General features: G+C 34.5%; 9 protein-coding genes. 4 read left to right on the top strand and 5 right to left on the bottom strand.

The annotated features are described in order from the left end of the window. Positions 1-648 precede the first annotated feature (648 nt). Positions 649-2,667, top strand: a complete 2,019-nt coding sequence (locus tag PL77_RS25125; protein ID WP_044211552.1) for an IPT/TIG domain-containing protein — start codon at positions 649-651, stop codon at positions 2,665-2,667. Between the two features lie 143 nt (positions 2,668-2,810). On the opposite strand, the gene PL77_RS25130 is transcribed toward PL77_RS25125, so the two are convergent. Next, positions 2,811-3,290, bottom strand: coding sequence for a hypothetical protein (locus PL77_RS25130; protein WP_044211554.1), 480 nt, complete (start codon positions 3,288-3,290; stop codon positions 2,811-2,813). Positions 3,291-3,721: 431 nt separating this feature from the next. Continuing rightward, positions 3,722-6,961, bottom strand: a complete 3,240-nt coding sequence (locus PL77_RS25135; protein ID WP_044211556.1) for a glycoside hydrolase family 2 TIM barrel-domain containing protein — start codon at positions 6,959-6,961, stop codon at positions 3,722-3,724. A 1,237-nt stretch (positions 6,962-8,198) separates the two neighbouring features. Here PL77_RS25135 and PL77_RS25140 point away from each other — a divergent pair. Next, positions 8,199-10,778, top strand: coding sequence for a glycoside hydrolase family 3 C-terminal domain-containing protein (locus tag PL77_RS25140; protein ID WP_082026721.1), 2,580 nt, complete (start codon positions 8,199-8,201; stop codon positions 10,776-10,778). Positions 10,779-11,135: 357 nt separating this feature from the next. On the opposite strand, the gene PL77_RS25145 is transcribed toward PL77_RS25140, so the two are convergent. After that, on the bottom strand, positions 11,136-11,690 hold the full coding sequence (locus PL77_RS25145) for an RNA 2'-phosphotransferase (RefSeq protein ID WP_371199263.1): 555 nt from the start codon (positions 11,688-11,690) through the stop codon (positions 11,136-11,138). A gap of 120 nt (positions 11,691-11,810) precedes the next feature. On the opposite strand from PL77_RS25145, the gene nrtS reads away from it, so the two are divergent. Then, the gene (gene nrtS / locus PL77_RS25150; RefSeq protein ID WP_044211557.1) at positions 11,811-12,050 is read left to right on the top strand and encodes a nitrate/nitrite transporter NrtS; all 240 of its coding nucleotides are present in this window, start codon (positions 11,811-11,813) and stop codon (positions 12,048-12,050) included. 117 nt (positions 12,051-12,167) lie between these two features. Here the strand turns inward: nrtS and PL77_RS31910 are convergent, their stop codons facing one another. Then, entirely contained in the window at positions 12,168-12,329 is a 162-nt protein-coding gene (locus PL77_RS31910; protein ID WP_156152534.1) for a hypothetical protein, read from the bottom strand. Between the two features lie 489 nt (positions 12,330-12,818). Here PL77_RS31910 and PL77_RS25155 point away from each other — a divergent pair, with 489 nt between their 5' ends. Next, positions 12,819-15,413: a TonB-dependent receptor domain-containing protein gene (locus PL77_RS25155; RefSeq protein ID WP_253274019.1), complete on the top strand. Its 2,595-nt coding sequence runs from the start codon at positions 12,819-12,821 to the stop codon at positions 15,411-15,413. Positions 15,414-15,737: 324 nt separating this feature from the next. On the opposite strand, the gene PL77_RS25160 is transcribed toward PL77_RS25155, so the two are convergent. Beyond that, the gene (locus PL77_RS25160) at positions 15,738-16,745 is read right to left on the bottom strand and encodes an IS110 family transposase (RefSeq protein ID WP_044211559.1); all 1,008 of its coding nucleotides are present in this window, start codon (positions 16,743-16,745) and stop codon (positions 15,738-15,740) included. Positions 16,746-17,142: the final 397 nt, after the last annotated feature.

Genomic DNA, 17,142 nt, shown 5'->3' on the forward strand with positions numbered 1-17,142 from the left:
CTACCAACCTTAGCGGGGTTGAAACAATCTCTTATTTAGGCTCTACTCTGTTAAAAGAAATAAGTCCAAGAAATGACGTAATTTTAAAAATTATTTTGTCTTATGGTTTACTTATTTCTTTTACCCTAGTTTTAAAAAGCAATTTACTATCTTAGATAAATACAACACTATAAATCTAAGGTTTTGTCTTGAAACAAAAACGAAGCAAAAAATTCAAGGCTTAGAAGTCAAAAGCTAAATTCCATTTCTCTCGCCTATTGAAAGGCTAACTCGATCAAAACTTCATCGTTTTGAGATGCTCAAATAGTAAAATCATTTTTAACGACTCACTTCATGAAATTCTTAACGCTTTTCCCTTCAAGGCCGAGGAAAGTACTGCCAAACGAATTGGGTAGAATGCCACTGGCACGAATGTTAAACGAAGGTGGCACTCGTGTTCATCAAATCATCAAAAAACTCCTGATTTTTTTAATAATAATATTCTAGAATATAGTTACAGTGTAGTAAATCTTTTTTACGATTTACAAGTAACGTTTTTGTAATTTGTGTGTCTGATCTATATTTTTGGTAAGCTTTACAAACTTCAAGCAAATCGACCATTAAAATGTAAAGTATTTTTTCAGTTAACTACAATTACTTATAGCAACAATGATTAAAAACTATTCTGCCTTTTTTTTATTTTTTGTACTCTTATTTTCTTGTCAGAACGAAAATGAGAATGAACTTATACCTTCTGACCCTGAAGTCATTACAAATGATGCTTCATTCCATTCGAGTGGAGGAGTGAATCTTTCGGGCAATTATGAACCCTATGCAACTGAAATTTCCAAAGTGGGAGTAGAATACAGTACAGATGAGTTTTTTACTAACAGTGAAACGGTGTTTACAGAAGTGAATACAGATCATAAAGTTAGCTGTTATGTTCCAAATGGTTTAAATGAAGGTGATACCTATTTTTTTAGGGTGTTTGTACAATCTTCTGAGGTATTTTTTTACGGAGATACAAAAAGCTTTATCGCCAATAAAAATGCAGCTCCTGTTATTGAGTCTCTCTCTTCAGAGTTAGGGTATAGAGAGGATACATTGACAATTACAGGTCAATACTTAAAAGATAGAACAGGACTGACTTATGTATATTTTAATGAGGTTAGAGCAAGAGTGATTAACACTGAAGACTCTATAATTGAATGTGTAGTTCCCTCTGCTTTAGAGAGTGTGACGAATAATGTGGTTATTAAGATCGGAAATAGAGAAAGTAATGCTCTTCTTTTTTCACTTTACAAGCCTGAATTAACAAGCATTTCTCCATTAAATTGCGTTATTGGCGAAACCTTAACCATCACTGGAAATCATTTTGACGATGAAGTAATTAGCAACAAAGTTTACTTTGGAAATGTTATGGGTGAAATCACTTATGCCGATAGAAAAACCATCAAAGTCGTTGTTCCATTAGATATAGCAACAAGCTCAGATTCAATAAAGGTAAACAGTCAATTACAGGAAGTAACTTTTGATAAAAAGTATCAAATTAAAGCACCGACAATTTTATCAGTTCCCCAAAATGTATATGCTAATCAAAGCATTACAATCAAAGGAGAACATTTTCACCCAGATTATAGAAAAAATAAAATCACAATTGAAGAAGTAGAAACAGTAGTTTCTAATGGAGATGTATCATCCATTAACACTAGAATACCACTGGGACCCTTCCCAAGAAAAAAAGCCAAAGTTCGAGTTCAAGTGTTGGATATGGTAACAGAATACAACTTAGATTTAAATATTCAAGATAAATGGGTGATGGTGTCAGATAGTTTACCATTTTCATATTATAGGTCAATCAACAATGCTGCTGTGATCAACGATGAGGCCTATGTAATTGCACGTTCTAGAGACATTAGTTCAGAAGAATTTTTCTTATGGAAATTTAATCCTTCAGATTATACCTGGGAGAAGTCTAAGATTCCATTTTCATTAAAATGGAGTGGTGTATTGACCTCAAATGGTAATAAACTTTATTGTTATTCAGCAAAGAAAGAAAACAGGTTTTGGGAGTATGATCCCTCAACTTCGCTTTGGACTGAATTAGCAACTTATCCTGGTGGAAGAAGAGATTATGCGACCCATTTTTCTATTAATGGTGATATCTATATTGGGATGGGAGCTGATTTTGAACCTTATAGCACAGTGAAATATGGAGATTTTTACAAATACTCTCCCACAGAAAAAACTTGGACTAGGATAGAAGATTTTAGATATCAGAATTATTTTACTAGAACTGAGACCACAGCATTTACTATCAACGGTATAGCATACGTAGGAAATGGTGCTTCAAATACGGGTATGGTAGACTTTTGGAAATATGACCCTATACTTGATTTGTGGTTAAGAGTAGCGGATTTCAATGATGCTCGAAAATATACAAGTGCTTTCGTAATGAATGGTTATGGTTACGTTACTGGAGGTTCAAAAGTAGGAGGAAGTTATACAAGAGATTGTTGGAGATATGATCCCTCTTCAGACAGATGGACTAAAGAGAACAGTATTGGGCCGTTAGAAAGGGGGGGACATTTCTCTTTTTCAATAAATGGTAAGGCGTATATCGGTGGAGGAGTTATTACTAACTCTGGAGGCAAAAGTGGTAATGATCTATTTGAGTATATTCCATAATATCAAAAACAACAAAAAACCATCTCTTTATGAAGAGATGGTTTCCAACATTGTCTACCGCTAATTTTTAATTAATAGTGTAATGAAATGAAATATGAATCTATAATCTATTTTTCTACTTTTGAATATGCTCTTATTTTGATTTACATTAATGGGAGGGCATAAACATTAGCCGTTCGGTTATTTCTTACCCTCACATATTTTTCAATGATTGTATGACTAACATTAAGTTCCTCTATCTCTTCTTTTCCTTCCTGAATAAGCGTATCTTTTAATACTTTGATTTTAAAAGTGAAATCATTGCCTTCCCAAGCTCTGTAATTACAATATTCTAATTGTTCTTTATACTGATTTCCACTTAAAGTATACGCTCCTCCACCCGCTACAAAATGTGCCAATGAATCCTCTGTACCCTTATGATCATCATGATTTAGGAAAGCAAAATGATCTTGATTAATTATCTTTATCATTCTTTTTCCAGTTAAATCTTGTTCAATTACCGTGTCTTCTTTAATTGTTGTTGCAGATATCAGTTCCCAAGTACCTTGTATGTTTGGAGCTTGATGAACATCAATACACGAAACAAATAGAAGGGTAAGAATAAGTAAATATAGCGTTCTCATGATTTTCTTTATTGATCACTTAACAAATGTCATTAAACTTTATTTGAAGTCATTATTATTTCGACCAACAACATCAATTCCAGTTTAGAAAGTGTATAGTAAACAATGAGAGGCGTTTTTCGAGGGAAGAGGGAAGAGTGTAGAATTAAGAATGAAGAGGGGGAGATTGTAATAGGCTCGTTTGAGTCTTAAAATTGAAAAGGTCTTGCTTCTCTGTAGAGCCACAATGCTTTGTGGCTTAAGAACCACCACAAAAAACATTTTATATACATGACATTAACCTAACAACCATATTGGAAGCGTTAAGCCGATAGGCGCCACTTGTGATGATAGATTGGTGAAATTTCCCGACTTCGAAATGCATGAAAATGTAGATTTTCTTTTCGAAGTCGGGAGACTCAGAACAGTAGGTCTATTCCTTTAGCGTGTGCTTAATTGACCTCTTTAGTATCAATTTTACCACCTATGATACAACTAAAACGATACTCACCAGATTTCATCAAAAACTGATCTTGTATGTGGGTTAAAGTTCCACCAAGGGCTGCTTGTCTTAAACCGATATTTAAAGTATAAAAATCATCCTCAATCAGTTTATATTGATGGGTTGCTTTTCTAATTTTTGAAGCCGAATAAGGCCATACAGAAAACTCGATAGTAGGTTCTCCTTGAATAAATAATTCCGATGAACTGTTATTCGTAAATTTCACCCAATCTGTATTTGTTCTATTACCATTTTCTTGAGGCTTTACATAAGCGTAATACAAATCGTCTGTATTGAGTGAATACAAACGTTTCTGACCACTTCTGTTTCTGTCGATATAATTCCCATGAGGACCATTTCCATAAAAGGCAGTTTGATTTAAACTTTTATCGATTCCCATCGTCAATCCAAAATTAATCAGGTCAGGTAAGTCGCTATCTGCATTTAGATGCATATCTACTTTTACACCTTCAGAAGTAACAATATAAGTAAGCTTTAGGTCCACTTGATCTTCCATTGTATGATGAACATTCACCTCTACATCTCCTCCTTTCAATGGGTTTGATGTAACTTTTGTAGACCATTTCTTATCTATACCTCTCCAAAATTTAGTTGATTGACGCATAGAGTAAGCAGAAGATCCTCTCATATCATTATCTGTCAATGGTCTCCAAAAGTTTACTTTAACAGGTTGCTTTAAAAATTCTTCATTTTCTATTTGATAAGAGACCAATTCTCCATTTTTCTTAGAGAAAACAACATTTGTATTTTCACTCTTAACGATTAGCTGATCACCTTTTTCTTCAATTTTAAATTGATTTTTCGATGCTCTTTTGCTCTTTCCTACTATTGACTGAGGTTTGTTTTGATAGACAAGTTGAGTACTACCCACTTCACTTCCAGCCTTACACCATAATCTATCATTTTTCTCTAATAATTTGATATTAATGAGATACTCCGCATCCGATTTGATGAGTTTCTTTTTTATTGGAAGTGTGTAAGTCGCTTCCTCTCCTGCCATTACATCTATGTTCTCTAATGTTGAAGTTTGCACCTCCACACCATTTTCTAAAAGTTCCAATACGAATTGATAATCACTAAATGATGAATCATGGAATCTGTTTTTGATTTTCACTACTCCATTTTCTTTATCATCCCACTTGATTTCGAACGGTTGAAAAACATGTTTCATTTCGTAAGCGTGAGGATGAGGCGTTAGATCTGATGCAAAAACACCATTCATACAGAAATTTTGGTTATTAGGAACATCACCAAAATCACCACCGTAGGCATAAAATGTTTCCCCTTTGCTATTTTTCGTGACTAAACCTTGGTCTCTAAAGTCCCAGATAAATCCACCTATGGTATTCGGTGTTTTTCTAATATAATCTATGTACTCTCCAAGTCCTCCCATCGAATTACCCATAGCGTGCATATACTCACACATCACTATTGGTCTTTTTATATAAGGGCTTTTCGACATATTGACTACTTGTGACAAATTAGGGTACATTCTACTTATCACATCTACATATGGAGGGTCGGTAGGGTTTGCCATTTCTGGAGAATTCCCAATCTCGAAACCTTCTTGATATTTTGGATGTGTCGGGTCCCCTTGTGCACCTTCATAGTGGATAAATCTTGAAGGATCAAAATCTTTAATCCATGCCGCAGCGGCTGCAAAAGCAGGTCCTGTTCCCGCCTCGTTTCCAAGCGACCATGAGATAATACTAGGATTATTTTTATCTCTTTCCACCATACGGAAGACTCTACTCATTAGTGGCGCAATCCAAGACGTTTTATTCGGAATATATCCACCTAAATGATGTGTTTCTATGTTAGCTTCGGCCATTACATACAAACCATATTTGTTACACAGTTCCAAGAAATAGGGATCATTCGGATAGTGAGATGTTCTAACCGCATTGATGTTAAAGCGTTTCATCATCTTCACCTCTTCTTCCATATCCTCTCTTGTTACCGCTTTCCCTCTTACAGGATGATGGTCATGTCGGTTAACCCCTAATATTTTTGTAGGAACATTATTAATTAATAGTGCCTGATTGTTATCAAAAGCCACTTTAATAAAGCCTACTTTTTCGCTTCTCGCTTCTAATAATTTCCCATCCTTATCGTGTAAAGATATGACTAAAGTATAAAGATGAGGATGTTCAGCAGACCACAACTTTGGATCGTTTAAAGTAGTTTTAAGACTTGGTATGATAGGAAGATCTCTTTGAGGCCAACGAACATTCACTACATCATCCGCAGAAACATCAGAGAGGTTTTTAATTAATTCATTTCCGTTATCATCATACAGTTTGCCTTTTATGGTAAAGTTTTTTAGTTCAATATGTTCCGATGATTTCCACATTTGGGGTTCCACTTTCAGTGTAGCCTCCGTTAAATCATCATTTAAAATCGTCTTTACTCTAAAATCTGTAATAGATATTTTAGGTTGAGCCAAGATCATAACTTCTCTATGGATACCCGCTAATCGCCACATATCTTGATCTTCGAGATAACTGCCATCGCTGTATTTAAATACTTGAACTGCTACTCTATTTTTACCTTTCACAATGTATTTTGTGATATCAAATTCTGCAGCCAATCTACTTCCCTGACTGTAACCTACCTCTTCTCCGTTTATCCAAACATAGAATGCAGATGTTACCCCTCCAAAATGTAAAATGATATCATCACCTTCCCAATTTTCTGGAACTTCAAAATCTCTGTAATACGATCCAACTGGATTATCTCTATAAATAAAAGGAGGCATTGGAGGTCTTGGTCCTCTCCAATCATAATTGGGTAATTTACCTTCCAAAATATGAGGAGTAAAAGGATAAACTATATTGGTATAAATGGGTTGCCCATACCCTTTTAGTTCCCAATTTGAGGGTACCTCTATATCATTAAAATCACTGCTTTTAAAATCTTTTTTATAAAAGTCTAAAGGTCGTTTTTCGTCATCATCAACATAATTAAATTTCCAGGTGCCATTTAGCATCATCAATTTACTCTTGCTTCTATCCAAGGTCTTGGCATCCTCCTCTGAAGAGTAGGAGTAAGAGGGTACTCGTGCATCTAACTTATTCTTTTCAAATACTTCCTCATTTTCCCAGATATTTTGAGAAAAGGTTTGTATTGAAAGCGTCATTAAGATAATGATTTGAATAATTTTTTTCATTTCGTTTCTCAGGTTCGCTTCGTTGATATAAAAATTTAGTACTTCAAAACAGTAACTGCTTAATCAAACATAATGAATAGCACATCCTGATCTTAATTTAGATATACTAATCAGAGCAATGTTCAGATATAACCTCGTATTATATGATGTTTTAAACCTTATGTCTATATTTTGTTCAGTTGGAATTTTGACCAAAAACAAACTTTTCAAGAAATGTAAAAAGAAGCATTGTAATAAATTTTGTCTTTTAAATACATCATTATTCAAAAGGAAAATAAAAAAATTGAACTCATATTGAGTAGGGCTCGTTTGACTCCTACAATTGAAAAAATCTTGCTCACCTGTAGAGCCAAAATGCCTTGTGACTCAAGAACCACCATAAAAACTATGTTACATTTCAACCTTCAAGACTTTTAGTCTTGGATAGGTTGCAGTATCACTTACCCATAGTTTCAATTATGGTGTACTTTGTTATAGCATCCGATCCGCTTGAAATCATTACACAATAAAAAAAGAGAGACATATGCCTCTCTTTTGTTAAGTAATAAGTTGTTTTAGGTTGCGATAGTAAAATAATGTAAGTGTTTTTATTTCTTTTTTGAAATAGGACGTTTACTTTTATTATCTTTTTCTTGTGTTGTTTCCGACTCTTTCTTTGAGTCAAACAGATTCTTAGAGCCCCACTTTAGGGTACTCTCGCTAATAGCTAACGATGTTCTCATGTCGGTGTAGGTTATTAAGGTTGATAATGGTCAAAGTTATATATTTTTTTGATAAAATTACTATTGCAACCGGTTTAAATTCCTTAAAATCCGTGTTTTATGATGAAGGTTATCAAACCGAAAAATCAAATAGTATTATACTGTTTTTAAATTGTACTCAGAGATCATGCAGAGAACGTTAATTTTTATTATCTGAGAAAAAGTTGAATTTAACGACAATATTATCTTAATAGAATCAATACTTTTTATACAAATTAACGAGCCAACATGATTGTGGAATTTTGTTTAAGATAGAACTATATTTATTGAATGGAGATTTTTTAATCGAGTAATTAAATGATTTTTAAGACTTAAAAATTTTTCACTAAGATTTAAATTTATCCCCCTTTTTTCTAAGAATTATATGATATATGGGTGGCAAAAGTGGATGTCCTACTTTTGTCCATAGGCAATTTTCGGCTTCTTTAATGCCACAATATAGGTTTGTGTAAGTTTTACAATAAATCTATGATGAAATGAAAACATACAGCAGATTTTTTTATTTACTTCTATTTTTGGTAGCAACACTACCGCTTAAAGCACAGACATGGAAAAACCCCAATGCTAAAGTGGAAGATAGAGTGCAAGACCTTTTGTCAAAGATGACATTGGAAGAAAAAATTAGTTATTGTGGTTCTAAAATTCCTGAAATGGAACGTTTGGGAATCCCCGCTTTTGAATGGTACGGAGAGGCATTGCATGGTATTATTGCTTGGAACTGTACGCAGTTTCCTCAGAATATAGCAATGGGAAGTACTTGGAACCCGGACTTGATGTACGATGTGGCTACAGCTATTTCTAATGAGGCAAGAGCCTTAAAAAATGCAGGAAAAAAAGAGGTGATGATGTTTTCACCTACTGTAAATATGGCAAGAGATCCTCGTTGGGGCCGTAATGGTGAGTGCTACAGTGAAGATCCTTATTTAATGTCAGAAATGGCAAGAATGTATGTAAGAGGTATGCAGGGTAACGACCCTAATTATGTGAAAACAGTAACTACAGTAAAGCACTACGTTGCAAATAATGTAGACAAGTACAGAGAGAAAATTCACTCTAATATCAATAGAAAAGAATTATATGAATACTATTTCCCTGCTTACAAAACATGTATCGTAGATGAAGAAGCTACAGGTATTATGACGGCATTAAACGGTTTAAATGGTATACCTTGTTCAGCACACAATTGGTTGGTCAATGGTGTATTACGTGAAGAGTGGGGTTTTGAAGGTTATGTAATTGCGGATTGGACTGCGGTTGAAGGGATAGAGACAAGAATGCATTATGCTAAATCTCAAGCTGAAGCGGCTGCAATGGCCATCAAAGCAGGTGTCGATCAAGAGTGTTATAGAAATAAAACCAAGTTGGCTCCAATGGTATACGCCTTGGACGATGCAATCAAAGAAGGATTGATGACTGAAGCTGATCTTGATGTTTCAGTGGGAAGATTGTTGAGATTGAGATTTATGACGGGTGATTTTGATGATCCTGCTTTAAACCCTTATTCAAAAATTCCTTCTTCCGTATTAGAATGTGAGGATCATAAGAAAATTGCCTTAAGGGCAGCAGAAGAAGCGATTGTACTTCTGAAAAATGATAACGCTTTACCTCTTCAAAAGTCTTCAGATAAATTAGCAGTAATTGGACCTTTTGCCAACAGATGTTGGATGGGTATTTATTCGGGTCACCCTAAAAGTAAAGTATCACCTTTAGATGGCATTCAAAAATATTTAGGTTCTGAGGTAGCTTATGCTGAAGGTTGTAGTGTAACGGGTGACAAGTCAGATAAAGAGAAAATCAAAGAGGCAGTGGCTGTCGCTAAAACTTCTGATAAAGTCATCTTGATCGTAGGTAATGATGAAGAGACTTCAACTGAAAATGTAGATAGAAAATCGTTGAAGTTACCTGGTAAACAACACGAATTGATCCAAGCGGTAAAAGAAGTGAACGATAATGTGATTTTGGTATTAGTGCCAAGTGGACCAACAGCGATTGAGTGGGAGCAAGAAAACCTTTCTGGGATTGTTTGTGCATGGCCAAACGGTCAAGAACAGGGTACTGCATTAGCTAATGTATTATTTGGAGATGTGAACCCGAGCGGTAAACTGAATTCGACTTGGTATAAGTCGGATAAAGACTTACCTGATTTTCATGATTATTCAATTCAGTCGGGTAGAACATATATGTATTACAAAGGAGAACCTTTATATCCGTTTGGATATGGCCTAAGTTACACTGATTTCGAAATCAAAAACATGAAATTGAATCATAAAAAGCTTTCGGTTGATGGTAGATTAACAGTGAGTATTGATGTAGAAAATACAGGTGGTCAAGAAGGAAAAGAGGTAGTGCAAGTATACATTCGTGATTTGAAATCTACTCAGAAGACGGCCCAAAAAGCCTTGAAAGGATTCAAAAAAGTGACATTAGAAAAAGGTCAATCTACAAATGTCGATATTATTGTACCTTATGAAGCATTCTCTTATTATGATACCACTCAAAATGAGTATATGGTAGAGGCTGGAAAGTTTGAAATTATGGTAGGTAATGCAAGCGACAATATTGTACAAAAGAAAACTGTCTTTGTGGAAGGTGGCGTCATCAAACCTCGAAAAGTAGGACAGAAAAGTGCTTATTACGTATCTTCTGACCCTAATCGTTTCAAGAAATGGGATGATTTATATGAAGATACGTCATTCTTGTATGCGAAAGGTTCAAAAAATAAGAAGGCAAGTGGTATCGTTTTCAAAACTGTATTTAATGATCCAGGTTTTTATGTAAATACTTGGGATGCCGAAGTAAATTATGAGTTGGTGAGTGAAGTAGCAAATATTGAATTACAGATGCTATCCAATCCTATTGGTACCTACAAGCTTAAAAAGTCAAAAGGAGTCAATTCATCGTTTTCAATTAAAATTCCTATTCCACCAGAATATGGTAAAGAAGTGACATTAAATGCCATTCCTCATCAGGGAAATGTTAAGATTAAATCTATCAAAATAATTCCTCCAAAAGGAAACAAACCGTACTTGATTTACCCTGCTAAAGTGGTTAAATAGTATTGAGGAGTTTACCTTCAATCACTGCTATGTTTTAATTGTAGAAATTAGAGCATAGCAGTTTTTTTATTGGGAAAAAATGTAGTGAGATAAAGGCTAATACTTTTCGAACCTGCTATAATTTTACAGATTTTTTTAAATATAGGTCCAAGTCACGCTTTCAGCTTAAGACTTGAACCAGCTTCAGTTTTTATGAAAAAGCTCTATATTTTAAAAATTGTGTTTGTTAGAAATCAGGAGATTTTTGATGATCTTTGGGACACGAATGACGTTATCACTTCACATTCGCGCCAGTGATCTTTCTACTCGATTTTTTTAGTTCGTATTTTCTCCGCCTTGAAGGGAAAAGCGTTTCGTTTAATCGATTTGCTTCAAGAAGTGAAAGGGAACGGTATCAGTTAACCATACATTATTTTCACTCTTAAAAAACAGAACTCCCTCTTCAAGCATTTTTTGAGTATTGACTTCAAAAATGACCACCTTTCCATGACGTTGTCCTACACTTCGTGCTGTCTCAATATCGGCACTTAAATGCACATGATGTCGATTTTTCTTAATAAGCCCTTTTTCTCTGATACTTTTCAAAAATTTCTCAGCGGTCCCGTGATAGAGAATACTTGGAGGTGTAATAGGTTGAAGGTTTAAATCTACATTTACAGAGTGTCCTTGATTTGCTCTAATCATGGTTTTATCCTCATTGAAGGAAAACCTTTTTTTATTATTGTTCTCTACTAAAAATTCTAATTCTTGAAGGGTGATGGGATGTTGATAAGCCTCAAGTTGCTTCATAAGAATCTCTACGTCTGTCCAGCCATTTTCATCTAATGTAATAGCAATAGTCTGCGGTTTATGCCTCAAAACAAGGCTGAGTAATTTACTTGTTCTTTTTAATTTTTTTTCGTCTGTCATCATTTTATCGAAGTTGAATTCGTTCTTTTTAATTGATGTGAGAGATTAAAGCCATTTTTATTGGAAAAATACAAAACAATTTGGTCTTTGAGGAATTATTTCAATTGAATCGAAAAAACGAAGATGATTTTTAAAATAATACTATCGAAGCAGGTTGTTTACACTGCATTGAAACTTTCACTATTGGTAGGTACCCTTTTAGCATTTATAAATCATGGGGCTGATATTATTGATAATACGTTGAGCAATCGACAAGTAATTCAAATTTTGACGACTTACTTAGTTCCTTATGCAGTATCTACCTACTCTTCGGTAAAGGTGATTATTTCAAATCAATCAAAGATAAAAAAAACAGAAAAGTAGGTGTGTGATATGCTCATTTTAAATGAGCTTACTAGAATAGTCTGTCTTTAGTATAAATCAGATTAATAAGTGATGGGGAAGTGCTAAAAATCTGAAATGCAAATGCAGGCACACTAATTATTTCAAGGCCATTTTTTCAAATTTCAATCTATTGATAAAACCTAAAGCCATTAATTCATTATTAAAAGATTTGATGCATTGTTCATTTTCATAAACAAATACTTTTCCGTTTTTGTGCTTTAGTTCTAATGCTGGTTTACTTGGTTTTCTTTCTCTCATGAATTATATATTTTTAATTCTTAGATTCAAAAAATTAGTCTCACTTCATTTCTATCGACACTAATGTAATGAATATAGTTCCAAAAGTACTTTGGCGTGTCGTTAATGAATCCTTCTTCTCGAGTGAATTTACTTAATTATTTCATATAATTTATACAAATAGTTATAGAAGTGGTGTAATGTCACCTTTTTTTATTCCTCATTTACAAAAGCTATCCTTTTTTATGATTTCGCAATACCTTCTTTTTCAAAAGATAACATTTTGTCACTACTGAAAGCTTTCTAGAATGATTTGAATTCATACATTAAAAAAGACATCATTTAAACCCTTTTTCTTTCAAATAGACCTCTTTATTATAAATTATCTTAATTACCTTTGACCGTAGCAAAATTGAGACAGTAAACGATAAATAGATGTACTACTTAAAATAGAAATTTAGAGTTTACTACTAAAAGTTATTTTTCTAACAATTATCAAACTATCTAATAATGAAACTAATCACTCGAGCAGTGAGAACAATGGTCATGTGTGTGACTATGACTCTTATCTCTTCAACCATGCTCTTTGCACAGAATCGCATATCAGGTAAAGTGCAGGAAGCGAGCAGCAAAGCACCAATTGAATATGCTACTGTAGCATTATATAATGAGACAGACAACAGCCTAATTACGGGTGTGGTAACCAATGCTCAAGGAGAGTTCAATCTATCAAAACTAAAAAAAGGAAACTATAAGCTGACAGTTGCATTTATGGGTTTCCAAACTTTTTCCAAGAACGGAATCGAATTGAAAGGTAATAGTATAAACTTGGGAACTATCGCCCTTCAAGAAGACAATCAAATGCTTCAAGAAATTGAAGTCAAAGGAGAACAACTGACAGCAGTGACAAAAGTAGATCGTCAAGTATATGACGCTACTAAATTTGAAGCGGCAGCGGGTGGTACTGCTACAGATGTATTGAAAAATATGCCGTCTGTAAGTATTAATGCTGAAGGTGATTTATCGGTGAGAGGATCTTCTGGATTTGTAGTTTTATTGAATGGTAAGCCAGTGCAGTCGGATGCGGCAACCATCTTAAATCAATTGCCTGCCAATGCTGTAAAAAATGTTGAAGTAATTACGGCACCATCAGCAAAATATGATTCTGAAGGTAAAGCGGGTATTATCAACATCATCACTACCAAAGGTGCATCGGACAACCTATATGCTCAAGTGAATGTGAGATATGGTTTACCGGCCATTGAAAATTACGATAATGGTAAAAATCCACTGCGTTATGGTGGCGACTTCACGATTGCTCAACAAAAAAACAAGCTGAACTGGGCTTTAGGTGCATCTTACCAAAGAAATGACAAGTCGGGTAGAAGAGAAGGCGATGTTTGGACACAAATTGATGATGATCCAAAATTTATGTTTCCTTCTGATGGAGAGCGTTCGTATGTTGAAGAAAACTACTCAGCCAACCTTTCATTGGGATATCAAGCCACTGATAACACAAGCTTCAATTTTGCAGCCATGGGTGGTATCAGAGACAAAACACGTTTGGCAGATATCTATTACAATGACAACCGTTTTGCAGACCAAGATCCTGCTGAAGCTTTCAAATACTACAACCACAACTCAAGAAACAGACAATCTGATTTCTTTGTGACTAGTTTTGATTTCAACCACAAGTTTGCGAATTCATCTAAACTTTCAGCCTCAGTATTATATGAATACACGTTATTGGGAGGACCTACATTCAATGACAACCAAAGAGATGGTTTTACAACGCCTGTAGATCAACAGTTCTATTACCTAAAGGAAAGAAACACGAATGAAAACCCATTAAACGGTTTCAGAGCGAATATTGATTATAGCTTCAAGCCTTCGAAATTAGGTCTATTTGAAGTCGGTTATCAATTCAGAACCTTAGATCATAAAGGTGATTTCTTGTACGAAAGAGAGCAATTACAAGATGGTAGACCAACTGGTAATTGGGAAATTGTAGATAATTACTCTTCGAACTTAAACCTTCAAAGAAACATTCATTCAGCATACGGTCAGTTATCAGGCGAAAAAGGAGCATGGACTTATGGAGCTGGTTTAAGGGCTGAATACATGGACCGTCAAGTGGATTTCTTGGGTTATGAAAATGGTCAGTTGATGCCAGAAAATAACAGAGAAGTGAAGAAGTATGATTATTTCAAACTGTTCCCTTCAGCCAATTTACAATACCAAGTAACGGACGGTTTTGCATTGAAAACGGCTTACTCAAAGCGTGTACAGAGAACAACGACTTTCAAAATGAACCCATTCAAGGAGAAAGAGCACTCAGAGACATTAGAGCAAGGTGATGCGGACTTATTACCAGAGTTTATTGATTTGGTAGAATTAGGAGCTACTCAAGAAATTGGTGATCATACCATCTTTGCAACAGCTTATTTCAGAAACACTGAAAACTTGATCAACAGAACCAACACATTTGACAGTGATTCAGTACTGAACCGTATTTATACCAATGTAGGTAATTCTAAAGTATTTGGTTTTGAATTAGGTACTTCATTGACACTGACAGATTGGTGGGATTTCTATGCAGGCGGTAATGTTTACCACCAACATATTACAGGACAATTTGACTACGATGATACAGACCGTGATTGGATGATTACTATTCCTGTAGATACAAAAGCATGGCAATACAGTTTTAATATCAATACGAACTTCCAAATTACGAAAACATTATCAACGAACTTTGCCTTCAATTACCTTTCTGAAAGAATTACAGCACAAGGTGAAGACTCAAGGTTCTATAGCCCGAACTTATCCATCAAGAAAACATTCTTGGATAACCGTTTAGCAGTGAACTTCCAATGGTTGAACATGGATATGGGATTATTGGAAACCAACGAGCAACGCATCACAACAAGAGGAGACTATACGGCAAGATTAGCAGATGGTACTCAACAAAGGCAACAATTCTACACGACAACAAACTACGTATATGAAGTGGATCAGTTGATCATCAATATTACATATAACTTCAATAGCTTGAAGAACAAGTCGAAGAAAGTGAAGTCTGAATTCGGTGCGAAAGAATTTTAATTTGAGTTAAGAGTTAAGAATGATGTTGTGGATATCTTCTTAGTTTAAAACTCTCCCCGTAGAGATCACATTCATGCTATCTCCGCACACCATAAAACCTCTTTGGTCACTGAGACTGAAGAGGTTTTTTTTAATGTCAATCGATGATGTCTACTAGCTCCGTAGGGACGAACTGTATTAAAAAGCAAATTTATTTTCAAAACTAACCAAATTTTATTCGGTTATCATTTTTGTGGCATAATGAATAGCTTTCTAATTTTCGGACATAACAACCCATCATCTTTTTTGAAAGATGTCTATAAAACCACCTCATATTAATTATGATTAAGAGAGATTTAGATTGAAACTTTGATAATTAGCATTATATATTTCTCCACTCTTGGAGATACCAAAAGCCTGTCTAACAAGTTTATTGACTACGGCAATCATTGCCTGTTTGTGTTTTTTTCCTTTCTCTCTTAATCGTTTATATAAAAGCCCACATTCTATATTATACCTCTTAGCAGATAAAGCTGCCATATAGAGCGTTTTTCGAGCATCATGAGCCCCCATTTTTGATATTCCTTTGTTTCTTTTAATGGATGATCCTGATTCATATTCCCTAGGGTTTGTACCAAGATAACAAATCACTTGCTTTGCTGTTTCAAAATCCCGAAACTGATTCAGTATATGTAAAAATACCATTGCACTTTGAGGACCAATCTCTGGAATTGTTTGAATCAACTTGAGATAAGCGATGTCCTGTTCAGAATTCAAACCATTAAGCTCTTTTTCATAATCTTTGATTAATTCTTTAGAAGATGCAATTTTTGTCTGAAGCAACTCAAAAATAGCATCACTGGTATCATTACATCTTTTAAAACTATGTAATTGAGATGAATAAGCATTTAAATGCTTTTTCTCAAGCTGTATTATGGTTAGTAACTGTTGTCTTTTCAGTTCTATTTCTGATGGCTGTTTCCATTCACGAACAGCGACTTCTCCAGAAAATACCATATTTTGCCCATAGTCATAAATCAATTTTGCATCTACCTTATCCGTTTTGTCACGTTGAAGTTTAGCCATTCCATAGTATTTAACCGCTCTTGGGTTAACAACATAGATAGTATGTCCTTTTTTATAAAAATGACTGCATAAGTTATAATGATATACTCCGGTAGCTTCTAAAACTAAACGGGTATCCTTAGAGATCAACTTCTCAAGTTTTTCAAAACCTGTCATTCTATTCTCTACCTTCTTCACTCCATTCTTTTTGTAAGAGTCAGTGTATAGAAAATCAAGTTTTTTGTCTAAAACATCAATACCGATAAGAGAAGAATTTGCTTGATTCATGATAATTGATAACCTTTATGATGACTTGATTGAGGCGTTTAAGTTGATAACTTTCTTTGACACCAACGTACTGAAAACAGGATCTAGGTCCCAACGAACTGTTCGGTCTTTTAGAAAGTGAAAAGGGGATCATCTGTCCCTAACGGGTTTAGCAACCTAACGTTGTATACGATCTTATTCCTTTTCATATTGTCAACTTGAGCGTCCTCTTTTGCTAACAACAATATTTTATATTAGCTCTTTATCTCAAAATTATATTTCGTGTTTTTTTATCATCAATCAATAAGTCAAAGTTAGTACGTTGCATTGCAACGTCCTCGCGAACCACAACACACTACCATTAATCCTTCATAAAGAGAGTTATTTTAATTAACGAAAATTTAGTTTACAATGTATT

The organism is Flammeovirga sp. OC4, from assembly GCF_000812565.1.
Taxonomy (GTDB): Bacteria; Bacteroidota; Bacteroidia; order Cytophagales; family Flammeovirgaceae; genus Flammeovirga.